A 20,887-nucleotide genomic window follows, 5' to 3' on the forward strand; every position below is an offset into this window, starting at 1 on the left:
GGCAGGCGCGCCGGTCGTCGCACCTGCCCCGGCCGCCGTCAGTCGCGCTTGATCTCCGCGACGCCGTCCTGGTAGGGCTTGGCGATCGCGTCGAGCACCTGCTCGGGCGAGCGGGACTGGTTGATCAGGCCCTGGAAGCCGGAGACCAGCACGTCGTAGTAGCCGGGGACCGGCCAGTCCGGGTAGAAGGCCAGGCCGTCCTGGGAGCTGACCCGGTTGAAATCCTCGATCAGCTTGCGGTCCTTCGGGTCCTTGATCGTCGCCGGGTCACCGGCCACCGGAATCCCGCCGTTGTTCCCGATCAGCGTCTGGATCTCCGGCCGCATGGTGATGTCGATGAAGTCGTAGGCCAGGCTCTTGGCCTTGCTCGTCTCCGGGACCACCCACAGGTTGCCCGACGAGCCCGCGTGCAGGGTGTTGCCGGGAAAGAGGAAGGTGTCCCAGTCGAAGGAGATTTCGCTCTTGAAGCGGCCGAACCACCAGCTGCCCGAGACGATCATCGGCGTCTTGCCCGAGATGAAGCCAGTGCCCATGTCCTCGGCCTTCAGGCTGGCCGAGTCCTTGGCGACGTACCCCTTGCGGACCCACTCGGCGAACGTCTCCGCGCCGTAGCGCAGCGGGTCGGCCTTGAAGTCGACGGGGTTGGCGTAGAGCTGGTAGTTGTTCACGAAGGCTCGGTCGGCCCGGGAGAGGGCGAGCTGGTAGAAGAGCTGGCCGGCCGGGTACTCGGCGCCGGACATGCCCAGCGGGGTGACGCCCTTGGCGACGAAGGTGTCCATCGCCGCCGCCATCTCGGCCAGCGTCCTCGGCACCGTGACGCCGTGCTCGGCGAAGAGTTCCTTGTTGTAGTAGACCGTCACGTACTCGCCGTAGTTCGGCACGCCGTACCAGTTGCCGGATCCCATCACGCCGTTGTCGTACCGGGCGGTGGTCTGCAGGCTGGGGCTGAGCGCGGTGTCCCAGCCGCGCTTGGTCGCCTCCTCGGTGAGGTCGGCGAGCAGGCCCTGCGAGGAGAGCAGGCCCGATGTGGCGTTGCCCTTGTTGTACTCCATGATGTCCGGGCCCTCGGACGAGTTGAGGATCATACCGGCGTTCTGCTGGATCTGCTCGAACGCCTTGCGCTCGAAGCGCACCTCGACGCCGGGGTGCTCGTCTTTGAAGATCTCGATCGCCCGGTCCCAGGCGATGCCCATGGCGCTGTTGGCGCTCTCGTAGTGCCAGAGCTTGAGGACCTTCGCCTCGCTGTCACCGCCGTCGTCGCCGCAGGCCACCAGGCCGGTTGCCGCGAGCGCCGCCACTGTGACGGCTATGGCTACTTCACGGAATCGTCGCATTGCTAGTCTCCCTGGTGAGTATCGAGCCGGTACTCCTTCAAGCCCGCCGTCGCGTGGCAGCGCGGCGGCGGGCTGCTTCGGTGCTCGGGGACAGCCGGTCAACGGCGGGCCCCGGGTCTACTGCGCTGGCGGCCGGCGTACGGGGCGGTCCACTGGAGCCACGGACCTCCAGCACGCACGGCAGCAACTCCTGGTGGATCTCGCCGGCGCCGCCCTCCACGTGCCGCAGCAGTGTCTCCACCGCGATACGGCCCAAGGCGGACCCGGGCGAGGTCATCGCGGTCAGGGCCGGGGTGGCCAGCTCGGCGACCTGGGGTGAGGTGACCATCGAGACGACGGAGACGTCGCCGGGGACGGTCAGGCCCCGGGTGGACAGCTCGCCGAGCAGCCCGAAGACGGCGCTCTCGTTCATCGCCAGCACGGCGGTGAGGTCGGGTGCCTGTCGCAGCGCCACGGCCAGCGCGGCCCGGCCACTGGCCGCGCTGTCCTCGGCGGGAATCATCAGCGGAGCCAGGCAGTGCTCGGTCATTGCGGCGATGAACGCGTCGCGGGTGCGCAGCGCCGGGCCGTAACCCTCGGCGATGGTGTCGGCCGAGTGGTTGACGTAGACGATGCGACGGTGGCCCAGCCCCACCAGGTGGTCGACGGCGTCGCGGACGGTCCGGTCGAAGTCGATGTCCACGTACGGCAGGCCGGTGGTGTCCTCGGTGCGTCCGATCAGCACCGTGGGTACGCCCGCCTCACGCAGCACGTCCACCCGCGGGTCGTGTAGCTGAACCTCCATCAGTAGCGCACCGTCGAGCATCCGCTGGCTCGCCAGCCGGCGCAGTTCGTCGAGGTCGCCCACGCCGATCGGGGAGAGCACCAGGTGGTAGCCGGCCGCCACGGCGGCGGCGGTGGCGCCGGTGACGAAGGCGGTCTCGGTAGCGCCGATGCCCCGTTCGTCCATCGGCAGCAGCAGACCGAGGATCCGGCTGCGTCGGCTGGCCAGCCCTCGCGCCAGGGCGTTCGGCTGGTAGTCCAGCTCGGCCATGGCGACGAGGACCTTGTCCCGGGTCGCCTGGGAGATCGGGCGTGCCCCGGTGAGCACGTACGACACGGTGCTGACCGAGACCTGGGCGCGGCGCGCGACGTCCTGCATGGTGGCCATCGGGCACCTCCTCACGGTCCGCCTCGGCTGCTGTCGAAGCGCTTCGACTGAGCGGTTCGACAGAAAGTAGGTCAGGTGTTACGACCACGTCAATAGGCAGTGACCAAGTGAGGTCGGATCACGCCCGATCAGCCCGCGGGCAGGCCGAGCAGGCCGGTGGCGGATCCGCGGCGGGCCGACCGCAGCCACTCGTCGGCGAGCCGGACCAGGGCGGTTGGGCCGCGGCCCTGCCCTGTGGCGCGGCCCGGCGCTAACCGACGTGCCCGTCGGCCGGATCCTGTCCCTGGAGATCATCGACATGCACGAGGCCCGCATGCGGATCGAGGAGCAACGCATCGTCAGCGAGCTTGCCCGGATCGGACGCGACGGCGTGCACGTGCCCGAACCCCTCGTGCCCCGCACCCGCCGCGCCGTGGTGGTCGATTAACCATCTATATGCGCGGCACACCGGCTGAGCCGCTGATCCGGGCTCTCGCAGGCGATCCCCGCGAACCTTCGACGACGACAATCGCGATGTGGCGCAACGCGGTCGACAACGTCGATTCCGCATTCGCGGCCAGGATCTGCCTGCATCAGCTTGCCCTCAGAGGCGCGCTCAGCACGGCTGAACTGGCCCGGCTGGGGCCGGCTCAACACGGTCCGGCCTAGCGATGTTGTCGGCAAGACGCGTCGCTGGCTGGCCTCTGAACTCATTGCCGAGCTCGTGACGACCGACAAGAAGATCAAAGTGGCGAACCAGGAGCTGACCGAACTCGTCGGGGCGACCGGGAGCCGCCTTCAGTAACTGCACGGCATCGGCCCGTCCGGCGCCGCCCGGCCGATCGGCGACATCGGTGACGTCAGCCGCTTCACCAGCCGTGCCCACTTCGCGTCCTGAAACGGCACCGCACCCATCGACGCTTCCTCCGGCGACCAGAACCGGCACCGGCTCTCACGGGCAGGCAACCGGCGCATCAACCGGGTCCTGCACATCATGGCCATCGTCCAGCTCCGCAACGACACCGAAGGCCGCCGCTACTACCGCCGCAAACTCGCCGACGGCAAAACCACGATGGAAGCCATGCGCGCCCTGAAGCGGTGACTTTCCGACGTCGTCTACCGGCAGATGACCTCTGACGCCACACGACTCAGGACGGGCCCGGGAGGACAAGCGGGGGCGACTCTGGAATCCAGCGCGGCCGACCCGAACCCCGGGGCCGACACTTCGGAGAAGCCACTTCCCGGACCGCCGAACCCCACCCTAGAACACCGGCTCCGGCCACGCCTTGACACAGAGGGGTGCCATGAGCGGACATTGGGGTCTATCTGTTTCATTCGGTGTCGTTGGCTACGTGCCGGGTGGTAGTGGTGCGACCGGGCGGACTGCGGTGAACTGGGTGTGCTGGTATCGGGTGGCGGCGAGCAGGAGGAGCCATTCGTCGCAGCCCTGCCAGGGGTAGACGTCGGCGGCGCCGCCGCGTACCACCCTGGGACCGTCACCGGTGCGTGCGCGGCCATCCGTCGGCGCGCCCACGAAACCGGGAATCCACACGTCGGCGCAGATCTCGTTCGCCGAGCCCATGGCTGCCAGCCCGAACGCGTTCTCAACGGCAGCGATCCGCTGCTCATCACCGAAGTCGTCGAGCAGGTGGTCCTCGCCGGGCTTTCCGTCACCGCGGAAGGTCAGGGTGGTGGTGCCGGCCCGGGCTGCGTACTCCCACTCCGCCTCGCTGGGCAGCCGGAAGGGCAGCGCCTCGAGCAGGTCGTCGAGGTCATCTTCGAGCCGTGCCGTGCCGGAGTCCGCGTCGGCGTAGTCGTCCTCGTACTCGGGCAACCAGTGCCGGACCTGCGCGACCGTCATCGGATGCCGGGCGATCAGGAATGGTGTGACCCGCACCTCGCGTACCGGCTGGGCGGTCCTGGCGTCGGCGAAGAACGGTTCAAGAGAGTCCTCGGCTCCTCCACCGTGCTCGATTGCGCGCACCGCCGCCAGTTCCGCCTCGGACAGACCCATGCGGAACGTCCCACCTGGCACCTTGCGGAAGACCATGCCGGATGGGATGTGCCGCCAGGCCGGTCGCCCGGCCACGACTTCTTCGCTCCACATGGCGCCGAACGCTAGCAGCCCGAGCACTCGGACGAGTACGAGCATTCAGGCGGCACACGCGCTCATCTCGGCATGCTCGAGCGTCGTGACCCGTCAACCGGTCGCACTCCACAACGCGTGGTCGGCGGTGGATGCGGATGCTCAAGATCCGAACCATGCGCGAGGTCGTTAGAACCGCGCGGGTTGCCAGGACGGTCCCGAGATGTTCGGCGGTGCGGTCAGTGTGGGCTCGATGGGGTGCCAGGTGGCGTGCCAGGTGCTGGGTGGACGTGCCAAGGTGGCGCACACCTCGCGCGCCAGCTCCTCGGGGCTGCGACCGTGCCACGGGGTGTCGGCGAAGACTTGGTAGTCACCGTCGATCTGAAGGGCGACCCGGAACAGCTCGCCAGGTGTCTCGGGACCGCTCATGTCGCCACGCTGGCTCACGACCGCCCACAAAGCGGCTCGCCCTATGCGGTCAAGGAGTCCCGGTAGTAGGCGTCGAGGAAAGCGGCGTAGCGTTGCTGGTCAGCGTCCCGCTCGTACCGATCATCCATGTCCATCCCCATGCGCCCTGTGTAGCAGGAGCCAAGGGCATCGGCCAGACAACGCTCACGATCTGCGGCAGTTGAGTGAACCTAGTCCTGACACCAGGATGTCGCACAGGCACGTCGGCCGAGTGAGCTCATCGTTGCGGCACGTAGCGCCCGGATCGTGGCACCAGCCGCAAATGGGCGTGATCTTGGTGGCTGAGCCCGGGGGTTGGCTTCCGAGGGCTGCGCCAGAGCACGCTGCTACGCGATGATGTCCGGCCATGGCCCGATCACTGGATCTCGATGAGTTTGTCGGGCACTGGACGCTGTTGGATGACGAACGGGCGCTGATCTCTGGCAAAACGTGGGCCGACGCGGTTGGGATTCGCGCTGCTGTTGAAGTTCTATACGCGGGCTGGCCGGTTTCCACGCGGCCGCGGCGAACTGCCCGACGAAGCGGTGGAGTTCGTCGCACGCCAGGTCGGCGTGGACCCGAACGAGCTGGGCTTGTACGCGTGGGCGGGGCGCACCATCGAGTACCACCGGGCGCAGATCCGCGGGCACCTGGGCTTTAGAGAGTGTTCGGTGGCCGACGCGGACAAGCTGACCGGGTGGCTGGCCGCCAGCGTGTGTGAGGCCGAGCGGCGCCTGGAGTTGGTGCGTGACGAGCTGCTGGTGCGCTGCCGGGCGGAGCGGATCGAGCCGCCGGCTGCCGGGCGGATTGACCGTATCGTGCGTTCGGCGCTGCACCAGGCCGAGCAGGCGCTGACCGGCGGCCGCGTCGACATGCTGGACGGCGGTGTCCCGCTCGGCCGCGACCGCTGCTACCTGGTCATGCAGCTGCGCGACCTGCTCGGTCAGGTGGGCGCCCCGGGCCCTCGGCCTGCTGGGCCCGGTGCACCGCGGCGGCGTGCTGCCGGCGTTCGGCGGCGTCGGCGCGGGCGGTCTCCAGCGCGGCCCGGGGTGGCGTCGAGCTGGCCGCATACCTCGCCCAGGTGGGGCCTCGATGGTGGCAGCCCGCGCGTCCGCGGCCTGACGGCGCTCGGTCTGCTCGGCCTGCGCGGCGCGCGCGTTCTCGGCGGCAGCCAGGGCGTGGCCCCGTTCGCGTTCAACTGGTCCTCATCTTGTGGTGGCGAAGCGGTCCACTGCGGACGGCGGCCGGCACGCATCCTGACTGGACAACAACGAGAGTTCCGCGCCCCAGCATCCCTGCGCTACAAGGATGGCGCGTTCTCGCCACGGGAGGAAGGCAATGAAGGGCACAGTCATCATCGGTTCCCCACGGCGCGGCGCACTGATGGCGCCTGTCGTCGCGGTCATGGCGGCCACGCTCGGGGCGACCGTCCTCGCGGCCCCCGCCCGCGCCGCGGTCACCTTCAACGTCAACAGCTTCGACGACCGCCGGGACACCAACCTCACTGACAACGTCTGCCGGACCTCGGCCGGAGACTGTTCGCTGCGAGCGGCCATCCAGCAGGCCAACGCGACCGCGGGCGCGGACACCATCCGGCTACCGGAGGGCACCTATCGGCTGGGCTTCGCCGGCGGGGTGCGGCAGTCGGCCGCGACCGTCGACCCCGCGGACAACTCTCGGGACCTGGACATCACCGACAGCGTGACGATCGCGACGAACGGGAGCTACACCGTCATCGACGGTGGTCGGTTCAGTAGCATATTCGAGGTCCACAACTCGTCGACCGTTGTCAACATGCGCAACCTGACGATCACGAACGGCGGCGAGGACGACGAGGGTGGCGGCCTCGGCTGGGGCGGCGGCCTGAGGATCCGAGACGGATCGGTGTACCTGTATCAGGTGACGGTGCGTGACAACGTCACGACACAGCAGGGCGGCGGTATCGGCAATGCGGGGTCGCTGACCCTGGTCGAGAGTACCGTCGACAACAACCGCAGCGCGTCACTCATCGGCGGTGGGGGGCGCTCGTCGGTCGGCGGCGGCATCTACAACTTCACCGGCGGCTCGATCATGATCGATCGCAGTACGATCAGCAACAATCTCTCGCTCCGCGGCGGCGGCATCGGCAATGCTTCCGGTCGGGTGACGATCACCAACAGCACCATTAGCGGAAACACCGCGCGCAACAGCGGCGGGGGAATCGTCAACTACGGCGCGGCGGGCACCTTCAACATCGGGTTCTCCACGATCGTCGGTAACCAGGCCAACGTGTCCGGTGCCGACGAGGAGAAGCTCGGCGGCGGCATCGCCAACTTCGGCGGTCAGATCTTCATGGGCGGAACGATTCTGGCGGGGAACACCGACAACCGCGACTCCTACCATGCCTCCTTGACCCCGGACTGCCACAGCCCCGATGCCGGCCGGTTCAGCTCGTACCGCAACAACGTGATAGGGCTCGTCGCGGGATCATGTGTCGTCCACGACTACTTCTGGGGCGACCGCCTGATCTTCGACCGGGTCGGCCGGGATCCCGCCGCACCGCTCAAACCGCGGGTGGGCGATCTGGCGCACAACGGTGGATCGACCACGACCCGGTTGCCGCTCGGCGGCAGCCCGGCGGTGGATTTCGCCGAGCCGGCTGGGTGGTCCGGCACGGTTTTCGACTGCCCCGGGATCGACCAGCGCGGCGTCTCCCGCCCCCGCGACGGTGACTCCAACGGCACGGCCATCTGCGACTCCGGCTCGGTCGAGATCGGTTGAGTGGCGGAACACCGCGCACGCCGGTCCGCCGCAGCCCTCACGGGCTGCGGCGGACCGCTTCGGCGCGGTCGCGCAGGTCGATTTTCGTGACCCCGCGCTCGCGGTACCAACCGCGCAGCGCCTCCAGGCACGCCCGCGCGTAGCCCCGCCGTCGGCGGCCGGGGTCGGTGGCCACGCTGAACACGTACCCGATCTCGCCGCTCGGATTGTCCGGCCCGCCCAGCCGGCGGTCGATGGAGCCGATGGCGCACGAGGCCAGCGCCCCGGCCGAGCGGGGTCATCCGCGACGAAGGCCGCGAACGCAGCGTCCGCGTCCGCCAACCGCTCGCGCAGCGTGGCCCGCGCGATCTCCTGCCACCGGTCACGAGGTCCGCCCTGGCAGACCTGCGCCGGGCTGCGCGACCTCGGGCCACTCGCACTCGGCCGCCGCGGAGATGGCGCGGGTGGTGGCGTGGTCGCCGCGGGCGGCGGCGAGGGCGGCCCGGCGGGCGGCGCCGCTGCCGGCGCGCTCGGCCTGGACCGCGGCGTCACGGTCGTTCCACTCGGCTCGTGCGGCTCGGCAGCCGCCGTGGCGGCGTGGTCGACGACGTCGCGGCGGCGGGCGGCGACAATCTCCTGGCGGTGCTGGTCGTAGCGGCAGGCCGGGTGCGGTGGCTCGTGCTCGCCGGTCAGGGCGTCCGGTGCCGAGTTCGTCAACCACCCCGGCCAGGTCGGCCCAGAATGCCGCGTCGGCGGAGCGAACGTCGACGTGGTCGTCGTCCAACCCGAAGACGTACGGCGAAGTGGAGATCGGCTCCGCGAAACAGAGAGTTCGGCCAGCGATAGCATGCCGAACTCTCCGGAATCACGGTAATCGAACGAGATCAGCTCACCCGGTACGCGCGCAGCACGGTCTGGACCACGCTGTTCTGCTGCCCGTCAGCGGCCTTGACCCGCAGCGACACGAAGCCCCGCTGCAGGTGCGGCACCTGGGCTCGCCAATTCCGCCCGTCGGAGGTTCCGGTGACCACGCCCTTCCAGGTCTTGCCGTCGTCATGGGAGAACTCCACCGTCACCCTGGTGACCGTCGGCGCGGAAAGACCGTGCTGGCGGTGCGGCGTGATCAGTACCGGGTTCGCGTCGTTGACACGTACCGAGTTGCGCAGGTCCACCGGGGCGGCCACGGTCACCCCGAGCAGCGGCAGCGCTGTCGGGGCGGATGTGGTGTCCGAGCGGAATGTCCAGACAACCCCGATCTTCGTGGTCGGCGGATCGTTCGGCGCGTTCCGTACCGCTTCCGCGGTGAGCCGGTAATCGGCGGCACCGGCCGGTACGAGGAAGCTAGCCGACCCGGCCTGTTGCGCCGTGCCGATCCGGACGCCGTTACGGTCCAGGCTGGTCGAGCCGGTCACACCTGGCGTGTAATGAACCGGCCGCCAGTGCCCGTCCGCGTCACCGAGCAACGGCAGATCCACCGCGATCACGTTGTCGTCACGGGTGGCGAAGAGCCGACCGTTGCCACCCTTCACGCCCAACGTCGGACCGGTGACGGCACGGTCCCACCGCAGCGGCCGGTTCGCGCCGGCCCGCAGATCGAGCCCGCTGGCGACGAGACCTGGTTCGCCGTTCCGGTTGTTCCGCGACTCCCAGACTCCCGGGGTGTAGTACTCCGTCCGGGCGAGTGGGCCGTAGACCTCCACCGAGCGGCAGACGCAGAAGCTGTCGCCACCGATGGTGTACTGAGAGATCAGATAACGCAGCTCATCGCCCGTGGCGTGGTAACTGGTCGGCACTGCGGCCAGTTCACCGGTCGACGTCTGGTGCTCGCCCTGTTGCGCGATGGCGCCCTTCTCGGTGAAGGCGAGCACGTACCGGTACGGGCTGACCGGGTTGCCCTGGACGGATGCGGTCAGGGCACCGGTCGCGGCGAGCCCCACGAACCGTTCGGTGGTCGAGCCCCACAGCCTCATGCTGGGCAGGGCGAGCGGCTCTCCGTCGTACGGCAGGTCGGCGCCGGCGGCCACCATCCCGGCACCGGCGGTGGCGAGCGCCTGGACGGTGGGGGCGAGGGCCGGTGTCTCTTCCTCCTGTTCCGGAGCGGTGAGCACGACCAGCTTGCCGGCGACGGTCGTCGGGGGTGCCGTCGCCGCGATGTCCGCCGGGACCGCGACCGCGGCCAGCTCGACGCGGCCGGTGAAGGGAGGTTGCCCGTTGGTGGTGTACCAGAAGCCGGTCGTGCCGAGATGCTCCGGTGCGGTCGCGGTCAACTGCAGGGTCGGGCGTTCGAGGCTGGCCGTGTCGACGAAGCGGAACTGGGTTCCGTTCACACCCGGGGCGGTTCCGGCGTACACGTCGACGCTTTCCGGCGGAAGCGTGACGACCTGGCCGAAGATGCGTGAGCCGTCACGGGACGATATCGCTTCGACTTGGACACTGCGCACGCCGGCCCGGGCCTCCGGCCGGTCGGTGACCCCCAGTTGTACCGGGCGCGTCCACCTTCCGTCCAGGGTGACCGTGGTGTCGTTGCTGAGCCGCATTTCTGGATGTGCCGCCTGCACCGCCGCCCACTCCTCACCGAAGGTGCCAACGATGGCGTAGCGGCCGGCGGGAAGGCGCAGGTCGGTGTCGCCCCAGAGATGTTCGGTTTCCTCGGTGTCCAGGTTGATCACCGAGATCATCGCGTCGACCGGGGCGCCGTTCCGGTCCACGGTCCGCAGGCTCAGCGCGTGCTGTTCCACATCGAGTTTCACGGTGACCGGTGTGCGGATGGTGACGCCGCCGCCGGTGGCGGTCAGCACGCCGCCGTAGATGCCTGGCCGGTCTGGCTGGCCGGTGACGGTGAGCTGGGTTCTCGCCTGCCCACCTGCCGGGACGGTCACGCTGCCGTCGAGCCGCACCAGACCGGTGGGCGCGGCCTTCCCCTCGGGGTCGGTCAGGGTCAACTCCAGTTTCAACGTCATCCCGCTGGCGCCGCTGTTGTGGTAGGTGACGGTGAGCTGCTTCGTCGCCCCCCGCTCGCTCCACGGCAGCCGGGTGGCGACCGTGGCAGGCACGGCCCGCACGGGCTGGGCGACCGCTCGGGCCGCATCCAACCGGCCCGCGCCCACCTGGAACACGCCGGCGCCTCCCATCGGGGCCGCCGCCCCGGTGAGCGCGGCCTTGATTTGGTCGCCGCGCCAGTCCGGGTGCCGCTGGGCGAGGATCGCCGCCGCACCCGCCACGTGCGGGGCCGCCATCGACGTGCCGGACAGCGGTACCTGGGACGCCGAACCGGCGATCTCCGGGAACGCGCCAGCGGCCCGGGCAGCGACGATGTTCTCCCCCGGCGCGACGATCTCCGGCTTGACCAGCCCGTCCCCGGGGCGGGGGCCATGGTTGGAGAAGTCGCTCAGGGTGTCCTGCCGGGTCACACTCCCCACGGCGAGGGCGGCGTCGGCAGCTGCCGGCGCCTGCACCGGAACCGGACCGACGTTGCCTGCCGCCGCCACGAACAGCGTCCCGTAGTCGGCGCTGAGCCGGTTGACCGCCTGACTCAACGGCCCGGTACCGTCAGCGCCCGGACCGCCGAAGCTCATGTTGACCACCTTGGCCCGTGCCTCGCCGGCCGCCCATTCCATGCCGGCCAGCAGCGCGTCCTCCTGGCCGTAGCCGTCGTCCTCGAGCACCTTGCCGACGGCCAGCCGGGCGTCCGGAGCGACCCCCCGGCGTGCGCCGCCCGAGGCCGCGCCGCTGCCGGCGACGATGCTGGCCACGTGCGTGCCGTGACCCAGCACGTCCCGCATCTGGCCGGTGTCGCTGAAGTCCTTCTCCGCGACCACCTTGCCCGCCAGATCCGGATGACCGGGATCGTAGCCGGAGTCCAACACGGCCACCGTGACGTTCCGGCCGGTGTAGCCCGCCTGCCAGGCCTGCGGCGCACTCACCTGAGCCGTGCTTCGCTCCAAGCTGGCCTGGTAGCGACGGTTGAGCCACACCTTCCGCACTCCGCCGCCGAGCGACCGGACGCCCGGCGCGGCCTGGCCGCGCAGCCGGGTCCAGAACCCGCGGGCGCCGTCCTTGGCGACGTCGTTCGCGGTCATGTCCAGCTTCGGAAGTCTCCGCCTGGGCGTGACGCCCGCCAGCGCCTGAGCCCGCTTCGTCGCTGTGGTGTCCGCGTACTGCACCAGCAGCGGAACGGTCCTGGAGGAGGTGTCGTCGTAGCCCTGTCGCACCAGGCCGGTCACGTTGAACAGCTCCACGTCGATCAGCCCGGCACGCACCAGCCTCACCGCGTCGGTGGGCATCACGTACCAGTCGCCGTCGCGTTTGTAGCGAGCGAAGAAAACGGGTTCCCGCTTCGCGTCCTCCCCCGGTACGACGGTGACATCGCCCTCGGCGTCCACCTGGACCCGGTCCCCGCTGATCAGGGTGACCCAGTGTTCCGGCGAACCCGCCGCGCCCGTTCCGACGGAACTCGGCACGGCCGGGGCAACGGCCGAGGCCGGGCCGACCGTCGCGAGCATCGCCAGGGACGTCACGCCGGTCGCCAGGACGGCGACCCATCTGCGCGCATGTCCGCGCATCGTGCTCCTCTCGTTCTCTCTGCCTCGCTTGAGGACAGTGAAGGTCAGTGGGACAGTGATGATCAGCCGACGAGCTTGGTCGGCCAGGTAGCCGGATCGCGCAGGTCACCGTCGACCGTGATGCCCTCGCCGATGACGGTCAGCTCGGGATAGTCGTACGCGCCTCGCCCGGACAGCTCGATGTCGACTCCGTCGAAGTCCGGTGCCACGATGAGCCACTCACGGCGGTCGTTTTTGGTCATGTTGGCCGGGTGCCCCTGAAGCGACATGTCTGGCGTGGTGGGCAATCCCAACCGCCGGGTTACGCGGACCTTTGCCTCGTTGTCGTTGACGCCGACCGTCACGATCGCCTCCGACAGCCGAGTGGATGCCCCCTTGACGTCGGTCACTTCGTCCCCGGTGAGGCCCACCTTGCAACCGAGGAGCTTCGCCTTTGACGGCAGGGCGGCGATCCGGATCGGAAGCACACACCGGTACGCGGCGTCCAATCTGAGCCTCGACGCCACCTCGGCCGCGTCGGCTGCGTTGTCCGGGCCCCACACCTGCGCCCAAACCCCTGAGACCGGCTGCCAGCGAAGGTAGGAGACGTCGAACTGGGCGCCGTCATGGACGTAGAACGTGGCCGGCACGCCACCCACAGTCACATTCCGCGTCTCCGGCTCCGGCCAGGAGAACTCCTCGACGAGATGGGACCGGGTCACCGTGTCGAGCCGGGCCGGGTCTCGCGCAAGGGTGATCTGGGCGGTCCATTCGCCGTGGTCAAAGCTGATGCTCTCCACGCCGGGTCCGGTCTCCCAGGTCACGCTCTCGCTGGAAGCCAATCCGTCGACTGTGAAGTGCAGGGTTCCGGGGTCGGCGCCCACCAGGTTGGGGGCGGCGGCTGCCCCGGGTACGCCGGAGGCCGCTGGGAGCTGTGGCACGTTCCAACCACCGGGCGGAGGTGTCGGGTCGTTGCCTTCTGGCTCGGCGGTGCGCGTCTTCTCCGGTGTCCCGCTACCGACAGCCTGACCGCCGCCGGCCCTGGGACTCAACGCCGTGACTCCAAACGCCCCGACGGTCGCCACGGCGACGAGGCTCGCGGCGGCGATCGCGTAGCGACGGTGCCGCAGGCCGCGGCCCCGGCGGGCGGCGGTCGCGGCCAACTGGATGGTATCGACCGGGCTGGCGGCACGTCGGTCGAGACTGGTGACAAGAATCTGTTCGATATCGTCAGTCACGGTTGCCTCCCATGATCGGCTCGAATGCGCGGTAGCGGTCCCGCAGGATGGCCAGGGCTCGGAGTGCAGTGGTTCGTACGGTGACGGGCGAGCAGTCCAGGATCTCCGCGATGGTGGCGTCGTCGAGATCCTCGTAGTAGCGCAGCACCAGGACCGCGCGCTGCCGTGGCGGCAGCCTGGTCACCAGACGCCACATGAAGTCGCGCTCACTTGCGTTGGTGCCCAGGTCTGCCCCGCTCGGCCGGTCGGCCACCTCGGCGACGCTCAGCTCCCGATTGGAGCGGCGCCGCCACCAGGAGGTGTTGCCGTTGACCAGCATTCGCCGCACGTAAACGTCGGGCCGGTCCGCCGACGAGATTCGCCGCCACCGCACGTACGCCTTTGCCAGGACTTCTTGGACGAGATCGTCCGCGCGGTGGTCGTCACCGGTCAGGAGCCGCGCGAAGCGCACCAGCGCGGCTCCCCTGGCGTGGACATATTCCTCGAAGGTCACGTCTGATGGCCTCCCCGCTCCGGATCGTTGTCATCCGAACAGACGCCATAGAGGACCTTCGGCGTTCATCCAACTTTTTCGATTTCAGAAAGCGGTCGTACTCCGATGACAAGACGGCGATGTCACCGTCGAAACATACGATGATGTGCCCGTCAGGACTGACCGCCGCCGCCGTCACCGAGGTGCTCCACGACCCACCGTCGGGTGCCGAGTCCGGAGCCATGGTCGGTGCCGCGTCGGGCGATGACCGGGGTGATGCCCTTGGCCCGCAGCTTGCGGCGGTAGCAGTCGTGGTCGTAGCCGCGGTCGGCGTAGATGCGCTGGGGCCGTTGCCGTGGCCGGCCGCGGATGCCTCGGATCGGTGGGATCTTGTCGATCAGGGGCATGAGTTGGGTGACGTCGTGGCGGTTGCCGCCGGTCAGTGCCGTGGCGAGGGGACGCGGCTCATCTTCACAGCTTCCGCGTCAGTGATCCCGCCGGTGTCGAACAGGCTGAACGCGAGGCGGCGTACGCGCGGGCACGCGAAGCGCTGGGACCACGACGAATGTTCCGGATGGGGCCAGACGGCCGCATGTACGAGGTCGGCCTCGACAGCCTCTAGGCTGCAGACGCTTGCCATCTTCAGCGCGGCCATCGACGGCACCGGCGAGCACTCCGGCCCATTCGTGACTGCCCGCCCGGGTCCTCCACCGGCCGTTCACGGACCGCCCTCCGCAGACATCGATCCCGGCCTGCTGCTACACACGGGCAACCGCGCGTATCGCCTCAAAGTCCGGTGGTACACCGTCTTGGACAACGACAGCTGCTTCGCTCGCTGGCTTCTCACCCCGCTCCACGTCGGCGATGTCTGACCGGTTTCCCGCGCCGTGGCCGCGGTTTGAGCTTGTGCCGGTGTCCGGCCGTGATCTACCGGCCCGGTTGGCGAAGCGATATCGGCAGGTCGAAGTGCCCGGTGATTTCTCGATCGGCGGCTGCTTACCGGTGCGTCTGGACCTCGTCCTCATGCCTGATGGCTAGGAACTGATCAAGCTCGGCGAAGTCTCGTACAGCGCGCTCTGCCTGGATCCCGCGAATGGACGAGTAGCGACTTCGTCCTCGACCGCGACGGGCACGTGGCACGTGGGCCCGTGCTGGTGAACTCCAGCCTCGACCAGTACGTTGCGACGGTCCTGCAGGCAACTGCCCGCTTCCCTTACGACGACGGCTGCGAGGAGCCAGACTTCAGTAGCATCGCAGATGACCTGCGAGCACACCTGGCGCGGATAGATCCGGCTGCATGGGAAGTTGACCGTTACTGGGACACCTTCTACTGGGATGTCATGGTCGGGGACTATCACAGCATCCTGTTCATGCTGGGGGACGGGGACACGTAGGGCTACCCTGACCCGGGTGGATCGCGCCCTGCTTGACCGAGCGCTCACCGACACCGCGCAGGTTCGGCCCTTGTCGGAGAACATCGCCGCCCTGCTACGAGAGGTGTCCGCGCCGCCGAGGCTGGCGGCTCACCTGCGTGCCGTGCACGACGTGGCATGGCAGCTCACGGAGGCGATCGTCACGATGTACCCGGCGCTGCGGTTCGACCGTGAGGAGGTGCTGTTCGGCGCGGCGACGCATGACATCGGCAAGACGATCCACATCGCCGAACTGTCGCAGCCCGGCGTGCGGCACGAGCAGGCCGGATACGAGCTGCTGATCGAGTCCGGCGTCGAGCAACGGCTGGCTCGCTTCGCCGCCAACCACGGAACATGGACGATGCCTGACATCAGCACCGAGGACCTACTCGTCAGCCTGGCCGACAAGATCTGGAAGGCAAAACGGGTACCAGATCTCGAAGACCGCATCATCCAGCGAATCTGTGACATCACTGGCGAGAGCCGCTGGCAAGTCTTCATGAACCTCGATGGCCTGCTTGATCGCATCGCCCGAGGCGCGGACGCACGACTCGCGTTCCAGAACCGGTACCCGGTCGCGTAACCGGCTGACTCATGCTTGCCAGGTAGCCGTTGTCGGTAGAAGAATCTCGGCGGCAGTACAGGATGTCGGACAATGGATCGCCAGCATTTGCGACGTGCCGGTCAAGCTGCCGCGGCGAGGTCGTGCATCACTGGCTCTGGGAGTGATGGATTAGCTGCCGCAGCGGCCGCCACGTCAACGTCGGCGTCGGTGAGCAGCGGGATGATCGCCGCCACCGGCAGCACGGGATGGCTCGCGGCGATCCGGCGTGCCTGCTCGTCAGCAAGGCAGACAAGCAGGGCCTCCGCTGGCGCGTTCGGATGTTCGGCAATGCGGCGGAGCGCCTTGTGCACCGGCGGCGATTGCCTCGCAAGCTGCATCAGCAGCTCTGCTGGGCAGGACGGATTGCTGGCGACTCTCGCGGCGACCCGCGGACCGTGGGCCGCGACCATCGTCTGTAGCTGGGCTTCGCTCAGGGCCGGGTTCGTAGCCAGGGATTTGAGCACTTTGGCGTCACGGTTGCCGGCGAGCTGATCGACGATGTGGCTCGCAAGGTCGTGCCGCTCTGCGACCAGCATCCGTATGGCAGGGACCGTCGAAGCAGCAAGCTCGCTGATCTCTGCGGGCGTGGCTGCCGCGATACGCGGCAGCAGGGTGGGGCCTATCTTCGCCGATAGGGCCAGGCATGCCAGGACATCGAGGGGTATCGCCGGGTTGTGAGCGAGGCGGCGACGTACGTCGTAGCTGGGGTCGTCGGCCATGGCGCGGATGAGCTCTTCGCCGATGGCGGGGTTCGCGGCGACGTCGCCGCGGATGCCGGGAGCAGGGTCCTGCGCGAGAGTTCGATAGTTCTGCTGCGGCAAGTCGGTTCGGATGGCAAGCTGCCAGCGCACGTATGTCGACGGATGTGCGGCGAACCGGCTGACAGTCTCGGCGGGCGTACGCGGATTGAGTGTGAGCGCGTAGTCCAGGTCGTGTAGTGCGTCCTGGTGCATGCCGTCGCAGCTCCAAGACTCTGCCAGCCAATGGCCGGAGCCGTCGCACGCCGCGCATAGTTGTGCGGCCGGTACGCGGCCTTCGGCCAGCGCGACGATGATGCGGGCCGGTGCGTGTTCGTTGCAGGCCAACGCTCGACGCACGCTGATGTGCGAATGGGCCGCGAACCGCTCAGCCAAGGCCTCGGTGATCTTCGGTGACCTGGCCGCCTCGGCGACCACCTCCAATTCCGGGTCGTCCGCGAGGGCGGCAACAACGTCGGCTGACAGGTATGTGGTCGCGGCGAGAGCCCCGCGGATGGCAGGGTCGGCATTCGCGGCAACCCGCCACGCCCAGTCGCCGGGGACCGGGGCGATGTCGGCCATGGCGATCACGACCTGTGGGTCGAAGCGGTCAACCTCGGCCGGTGGCAACAAGCCGCGATCCAGCATACGAATCACGACCTGGGCGTCGCCGAGCCGAGCCAGGCGGTGGATCTGGTCTGCGCTGAGGTCGTCGCGTTCCGCTAGCTCGAGCAACGCCGAAGGGTCGCCCGAGGCGATCAGCTGATCAACGAGCGAGATCGGCAGGGCGGGATTACGCGCCAATCCGCAGCGCAACTCCGACAGCCGTTGCTCCTCGGCCCGCACGCCTACCGGCCATTCTGTCCGATGCCCCGAAGGGTGGCTTGTCATCGGAGGGCCTGCCGCCAAGTGCCCGCACGGCCGGGCCTCATGATCATCTGTCGATGCATCATGAGGCCCGATGTAACGCCGCTCGGCGAGCCGACCCGCCGTATAGATGCACACGTTGATCCACGTCACGATCAGCGACGCCACTGAGGAACAGATCCGGCCGAGGTGGCGTGAATGCGATGTGCACCGTCCAGCTCTCGTAGCACCAGCGCGGCGCGCAGGCGCATCCGGTGAACCGGAGGTTGGCTCGGTAGCGGCCGATCTGACCGGGTTGCAGCGTGAACATCCGGTAGGACGTGTGCCGAGCCGGGTACGCGGCCCAGCCGGGTAAGCGATCAACGATCACACTGTAGGCCGCGCCGATGGACAGCACGCTCATGACCGTCGACTTGAGCGCCACAGTGACCGAATGAACACAACCATCAGCAGCAGGAACGAGACCGCCAACCCCGCGCTGAGCAGCAGCGGCAGCGTGTCGGCTAGCTGCGGCAGTTCCGGACGCGTCTACGTTGATCCAGTGTACCGAGGCCCCTTCACGCGCTGACCGACGCCGTCCTCGCCGCCGTGCTGTTCGTGCTCACGCTGCTGCTCACCGACGGGGCGGGCGACTCCGTGGTGCTGCGCGACGTCGGCGCCGTCCCGCTCTGGATCGTGCTGCTGCTCGCCGTCGCTGTTGCCGGAGCCGCTGTCAGCGACCCCGCACACCGGGCCTGCCTCGAGCGTCACACCCGGGCCTGGGCGGGGTCGCGGCCGGCGGTGGCTCGAATGGTCCGGGGCCAGGTCCATGCGGCGCGCAGGATGAAGGCCAGGATCAGCAGCTCGAGTCCGATGGAGAGGCCGTAGAAGTAGAAGTAGGTCCAGGACTCGCCCTCCGCGTTGTACACCGAGACGGGAATGTAGAGCGTTGCCACGACGAGATTGGTGGCGCGGTTGACACGGGCGGGGAGCGTCGTGGAGAGCAGGATCATGAGGATCGGGATGGCTATGAGCGTGAGCGCAAGGGCGACAAAGGTTGGGCCGGTGTCGAACTCATGAACGACGCCGACCAGGATGTCGTTGATGAAGCCGGGCTTGTACAGGGCGAGGTAGTCGACGTAGATGTAGAGGAACATAAAGCTGGCCCAGGCTGCGGCGAGCTTCGCCTGAACCGGGATGTGCGCTTGCTGGAGCGCACCGGCTGATCTGTCGGTTCTGGTCATCACGTCTCCTGTGTGCTGGCGTCAGCCGGGTCGGCTCACTCGATGTCTTAACCATGACCAGCGTTGACGGGCGCCACATCCGCTTGCGGGCTCGAGCGGTCCTGGCCGCAGGCGCGGGACATCCGCAGTACTTTCGGCTGATCCGCCCGAGCGGCGGCCCCCTTACGTTGTCCGTGTCCGGGAGGGGGAAGCATGCGTGCTGGGATTTTGGCTGAGCCTCGCCCCGCACGCCCGCCGGTGCGGGTCTGGCGGGACTGGGCGCTGTCCTCGGCTCTTGTCGCGATCTCGCTCGTCGAGGTACTGCTGCGCGACGACAGGGCGTGGGCGCCGCTGCTGGTCGGTGTCAGCGTCGTGGTCGCGGCGTGCCTGCTGTGGCGACGCACGCGGCCGCTGGCCGCAGTCACCGTTGCCTTCGGAGCCGTTCTCGCGTTCGACATCGCGAGGATCGCGGTCATTGATGCCACCGGTTTGCTGGGCATCGCAGGGCTGCTTGTGTTGCCCTACGCCCTGCTGCGCTGGGGAGCAGCTCGCGAGGCTGCCCTCGGACTCGGCATCATCCTCCTCTGGCTACCCGTCACCCTCATCGCGGACCCGACCTCACCCGCGGAGAAGGTCGCCGGTTACGGCTTCTTCCTGTTCTCGGCCGCGCTCGGCGCGGCAGTGCGCTACCGCACCAGAAGCCACGACCGCGACATCGAGCAGGTGCGGCTTCACCAGCGCAACGAACTCGCCCGCGAGCTGCACGACACGGTCGGTCACCGCGTCTTGGCCATCGCCGTCCAGGCACAGGCAGGTCGCGCGCTGTCCGCCGCAGATCCGAAGCGCGCGCTGGCTACCCTGGTCACCATTGAGGAAGAGGCGTCCCGGACGCTCAAGGAGATGCGAGCCCTCGTAGGCGTGCTGCGCGACGGAACGGACGCCGATCTCGCCCCCCGGCGAGGGGTGGTGGACGTCGAACGACTCGCTCGTCCCGGCGGCGAGGTGCTGGGCGTCCGCGTGCAGGTCTCCGGTGACGTCGAGGCCGTTGAGCCAGCAGTCAGCAACGCCCTCTACCTGATCGCCGCCGAGGCGGTCACCAACGCGACCCGCCACGCCTCCGGCGCCACCCACGTCACCGTCGACGTCACCGCATCCCGCAGCCAGGTGCACCTGCGAGTGCGCGATGACGGCAAGGCGAGTACGACCAGCTCCCCGCACGCCGGCTACGGGCTGCGCGGCATGGCCGAGCGGGCGAGCCTGCTCGGCGGCACCCTCCGGGCGGGACCTGGCCCGGACGGCGGCTGGAGCGTCGACGCCTCGCTGCCTCGGACAGCGCGCGCGTCATGACCATCCGTGTGCTGATCGCTGACGACCAGGACATCGTCAGGGCAGGGCTCTGCATGATCTTGGAGGCCCAACCGGGCATCGCCGTCGTCGGCGAGGCCGCCGACGGCCGCCGGGCGATCGCCATGGCCCGTTCGCTGCGTCCCGATGTGTGCCTGCTGGACATCCGCATGCCCGAGGTCGACGGGATCGAAGCCACCCGCCAGCTCGCCGGGGCCGACGTCGCCGATCCTCTGGCCGTCGTCGTCATCACCACTTTCGACCTCGACGAGTACGTCTACGGCGCGCTGAAGGCAGGCGCCCGAGGCTTCCTCCTCAAGGACGCCGGCGCCGAGATGCTCACCCAGGCCATCCATGCCGCCGCCCGCGGCGACGCCCTGATCGCACCGAACATCACCGCGAGGCTCCTGTCCTCCTTCGCGAACAGCCGCTCGCGCTCGGTGCCAGCTGAGCCTGTCGAGCCGCTGACCGCTCGCGAGGAACAGGTCCTGCTGGCTGCCGCTCGCGGCCGGACCAACAGCGAGATCGGCGATGAGCTGTCCATCAGCCTCAGCACCGTCAAGACCCACATCGCCGCCCTGATGCGCAAGCTCAACGCCCGCAACCGCGTCGAGATCGTCATGTGGGCCTACGAGACACGCCGCGTCGGCACCTGATCGGCGCCCGCATACTCGAATCGCGGAAGCAGGAGCGCCGGGGGGCCGGATAGAGCGAGGAACTCACCTCGGGCGGGTT

Annotated in this window: 20 protein-coding genes and 1 pseudogene; 7 read left to right on the forward strand and 14 right to left on the reverse strand. The window is 68.8% G+C overall.

Translation table 11 applies throughout. The features are described 5' to 3' along the window. Positions 1–38: 38 nt before the first annotated feature. Positions 39–1,334, reverse strand: coding sequence for an extracellular solute-binding protein (locus E1166_RS05600; protein WP_132336392.1), 1,296 nt, complete (start codon positions 1,332–1,334; stop codon positions 39–41). 37 nt (positions 1,335–1,371) lie between these two features. Continuing rightward, positions 1,372–2,484 carry a LacI family DNA-binding transcriptional regulator gene (locus E1166_RS05605; protein WP_132336394.1) on the reverse strand — a complete coding sequence of 371 codons (1,113 nt, stop codon included), beginning with the start codon at positions 2,482–2,484 and terminating at the stop codon, positions 1,372–1,374. Between the two features lie 259 nt (positions 2,485–2,743). Here E1166_RS05605 and E1166_RS31830 point away from each other — a divergent pair, with 259 nt between their 5' ends. Then, positions 2,744–2,911 carry a hypothetical protein gene (locus E1166_RS31830; RefSeq protein ID WP_243710186.1) on the forward strand — a complete coding sequence of 56 codons (168 nt, stop codon included), beginning with the start codon at positions 2,744–2,746 and terminating at the stop codon, positions 2,909–2,911. Between the two features lie 900 nt (positions 2,912–3,811). On the opposite strand, the gene E1166_RS05620 is transcribed toward E1166_RS31830, so the two are convergent. Both E1166_RS05620 and E1166_RS05625 read right to left on the reverse strand, forming a co-directional pair. Then, complete coding sequence (locus tag E1166_RS05620; protein WP_132336396.1) at positions 3,812–4,570, reverse strand: SUMF1/EgtB/PvdO family nonheme iron enzyme; 759 nt, start codon at positions 4,568–4,570, stop codon at positions 3,812–3,814. A 168-nt stretch (positions 4,571–4,738) separates the two neighbouring features. Beyond that, a complete protein-coding gene (locus tag E1166_RS05625) occupies positions 4,739–4,978 on the reverse strand; it encodes a hypothetical protein (protein ID WP_243710187.1) in 240 nt (79 codons plus the stop codon). Positions 4,979–5,460: 482 nt separating this feature from the next. On the opposite strand from E1166_RS05625, the gene E1166_RS05630 reads away from it, so the two are divergent. Beyond that, positions 5,461–6,504, forward strand: a complete 1,044-nt coding sequence (locus E1166_RS05630) for a DUF4158 domain-containing protein (protein WP_132336398.1) — start codon at positions 5,461–5,463, stop codon at positions 6,502–6,504. Between the two features lie 193 nt (positions 6,505–6,697). After that, the gene (locus E1166_RS05635; RefSeq protein WP_132336400.1) at positions 6,698–7,756 is read left to right on the forward strand and encodes a choice-of-anchor Q domain-containing protein; all 1,059 of its coding nucleotides are present in this window, start codon (positions 6,698–6,700) and stop codon (positions 7,754–7,756) included. Positions 7,757–7,793: 37 nt separating this feature from the next. Here E1166_RS05635 and E1166_RS05640 read toward each other — a convergent pair whose 3' ends face one another. The 7 genes and pseudogenes from E1166_RS05640 to E1166_RS05670 all read right to left on the reverse strand — a co-directional run bounded on the left by E1166_RS05640 (position 7,794) and on the right by E1166_RS05670 (position 14,641). After that, positions 7,794–8,015 (reverse strand): GNAT family N-acetyltransferase, encoded by a 222-nt coding sequence (locus E1166_RS05640; RefSeq protein WP_207914029.1) that lies wholly within the window; start codon positions 8,013–8,015, stop codon positions 7,794–7,796. Positions 8,016–8,117: 102 nt separating this feature from the next. Beyond that, positions 8,118–8,519: a hypothetical protein gene (locus E1166_RS05645; RefSeq protein WP_243710192.1), complete on the reverse strand. Its 402-nt coding sequence runs from the start codon at positions 8,517–8,519 to the stop codon at positions 8,118–8,120. A gap of 100 nt (positions 8,520–8,619) precedes the next feature. Beyond that, positions 8,620–12,297: a S8 family serine peptidase gene (locus tag E1166_RS05650; RefSeq protein ID WP_132336402.1), complete on the reverse strand. Its 3,678-nt coding sequence runs from the start codon at positions 12,295–12,297 to the stop codon at positions 8,620–8,622. A gap of 62 nt (positions 12,298–12,359) precedes the next feature. After that, positions 12,360–13,514, reverse strand: coding sequence for a hypothetical protein (locus tag E1166_RS05655; protein WP_132336404.1), 1,155 nt, complete (start codon positions 13,512–13,514; stop codon positions 12,360–12,362). After that, positions 13,507–14,007, reverse strand: coding sequence for a SigE family RNA polymerase sigma factor (locus E1166_RS05660; protein ID WP_132336406.1), 501 nt, complete (start codon positions 14,005–14,007; stop codon positions 13,507–13,509). Before E1166_RS05660 ends, E1166_RS05655 begins: the two co-directional genes overlap by 8 nt. Before the next feature lie 185 nt (positions 14,008–14,192). Further along, positions 14,193–14,444: pseudogene (locus tag E1166_RS05665) on the reverse strand (transposase); the annotation flags it as partial. Beyond that, entirely contained in the window at positions 14,426–14,641 is a 216-nt protein-coding gene (locus tag E1166_RS05670; RefSeq protein WP_132336408.1) for a hypothetical protein, read from the reverse strand. The pseudogene E1166_RS05665 and the gene E1166_RS05670, both read right to left, overlap by 19 nt. Before the next feature lie 493 nt (positions 14,642–15,134). On the opposite strand from E1166_RS05670, the gene E1166_RS05675 reads away from it, so the two are divergent. Beyond that, positions 15,135–15,380 carry an SUKH-4 family immunity protein gene (locus tag E1166_RS05675; protein WP_165944249.1) on the forward strand — a complete coding sequence of 82 codons (246 nt, stop codon included), beginning with the start codon at positions 15,135–15,137 and terminating at the stop codon, positions 15,378–15,380. A 16-nt stretch (positions 15,381–15,396) separates the two neighbouring features. Further along, complete coding sequence (locus tag E1166_RS05680) at positions 15,397–15,981, forward strand: HD domain-containing protein (RefSeq protein ID WP_243710194.1); 585 nt, start codon at positions 15,397–15,399, stop codon at positions 15,979–15,981. 101 nt (positions 15,982–16,082) lie between these two features. Here E1166_RS05680 and E1166_RS05685 read toward each other — a convergent pair whose 3' ends face one another. The 3 genes from E1166_RS05685 to E1166_RS05695 all read right to left on the reverse strand — a co-directional run bounded on the left by E1166_RS05685 (position 16,083) and on the right by E1166_RS05695 (position 18,829). After that, on the reverse strand, positions 16,083–17,585 hold the full coding sequence (locus tag E1166_RS05685) for a hypothetical protein (protein WP_207914023.1): 1,503 nt from the start codon (positions 17,583–17,585) through the stop codon (positions 16,083–16,085). 103 nt (positions 17,586–17,688) lie between these two features. Next, complete coding sequence (locus tag E1166_RS05690; protein WP_132336414.1) at positions 17,689–18,030, reverse strand: hypothetical protein; 342 nt, start codon at positions 18,028–18,030, stop codon at positions 17,689–17,691. Positions 18,031–18,352: 322 nt separating this feature from the next. Beyond that, complete coding sequence (locus E1166_RS05695; protein WP_132336416.1) at positions 18,353–18,829, reverse strand: DUF6326 family protein; 477 nt, start codon at positions 18,827–18,829, stop codon at positions 18,353–18,355. 192 nt (positions 18,830–19,021) lie between these two features. Between E1166_RS05695 and E1166_RS05700 the strand changes: the two genes are divergently transcribed. Both E1166_RS05700 and E1166_RS05705 read left to right on the forward strand, forming a co-directional pair. Continuing rightward, positions 19,022–20,155, forward strand: coding sequence for a sensor histidine kinase (locus E1166_RS05700; protein ID WP_132336418.1), 1,134 nt, complete (start codon positions 19,022–19,024; stop codon positions 20,153–20,155). Then, on the forward strand, positions 20,152–20,808 hold the full coding sequence (locus tag E1166_RS05705; RefSeq protein ID WP_132336420.1) for a response regulator transcription factor: 657 nt from the start codon (positions 20,152–20,154) through the stop codon (positions 20,806–20,808). Before E1166_RS05700 ends, E1166_RS05705 begins: the two co-directional genes overlap by 4 nt. Positions 20,809–20,887: the final 79 nt, after the last annotated feature.

The organism is Micromonospora sp. KC213, from assembly GCF_004348325.1.
In the GTDB taxonomy this organism is placed as follows: Bacteria; Actinomycetota; Actinomycetes; order Mycobacteriales; family Micromonosporaceae; genus Micromonospora.

Bases quoted from the DNA above. Each gene is read 5' to 3' on its own strand.
- E1166_RS05600 (WP_132336392.1), bottom strand. From the start codon at position 1,334: ATGCGACGATTCCGTGAAGTAGCCATAGCCGTCACAGTGGCGGCGCTC.
- E1166_RS05605 (WP_132336394.1), bottom strand. From the start codon at position 2,484: ATGGCCACCATGCAGGACGTCGCGCGCCGCGCCCAGGTCTCGGTCAGC.
- E1166_RS05620 (WP_132336396.1), bottom strand. From the start codon at position 4,570: ATGTGGAGCGAAGAAGTCGTGGCCGGGCGACCGGCCTGGCGGCACATC.
- E1166_RS05625 (WP_243710187.1), bottom strand. From the start codon at position 4,978: ATGAGCGGTCCCGAGACACCTGGCGAGCTGTTCCGGGTCGCCCTTCAG.
- E1166_RS05650 (WP_132336402.1), bottom strand. From the start codon at position 12,297: ATGCGCGGACATGCGCGCAGATGGGTCGCCGTCCTGGCGACCGGCGTG.
- E1166_RS05670 (WP_132336408.1), bottom strand. From the start codon at position 14,641: ATGGCCGCGCTGAAGATGGCAAGCGTCTGCAGCCTAGAGGCTGTCGAG.
- E1166_RS05695 (WP_132336416.1), bottom strand. From the start codon at position 18,829: ATGACCAGAACCGACAGATCAGCCGGTGCGCTCCAGCAAGCGCACATC.
- E1166_RS05700 (WP_132336418.1), top strand. From the start codon at position 19,022: ATGCGTGCTGGGATTTTGGCTGAGCCTCGCCCCGCACGCCCGCCGGTG.
- E1166_RS05705 (WP_132336420.1), top strand. From the start codon at position 20,152: ATGACCATCCGTGTGCTGATCGCTGACGACCAGGACATCGTCAGGGCA.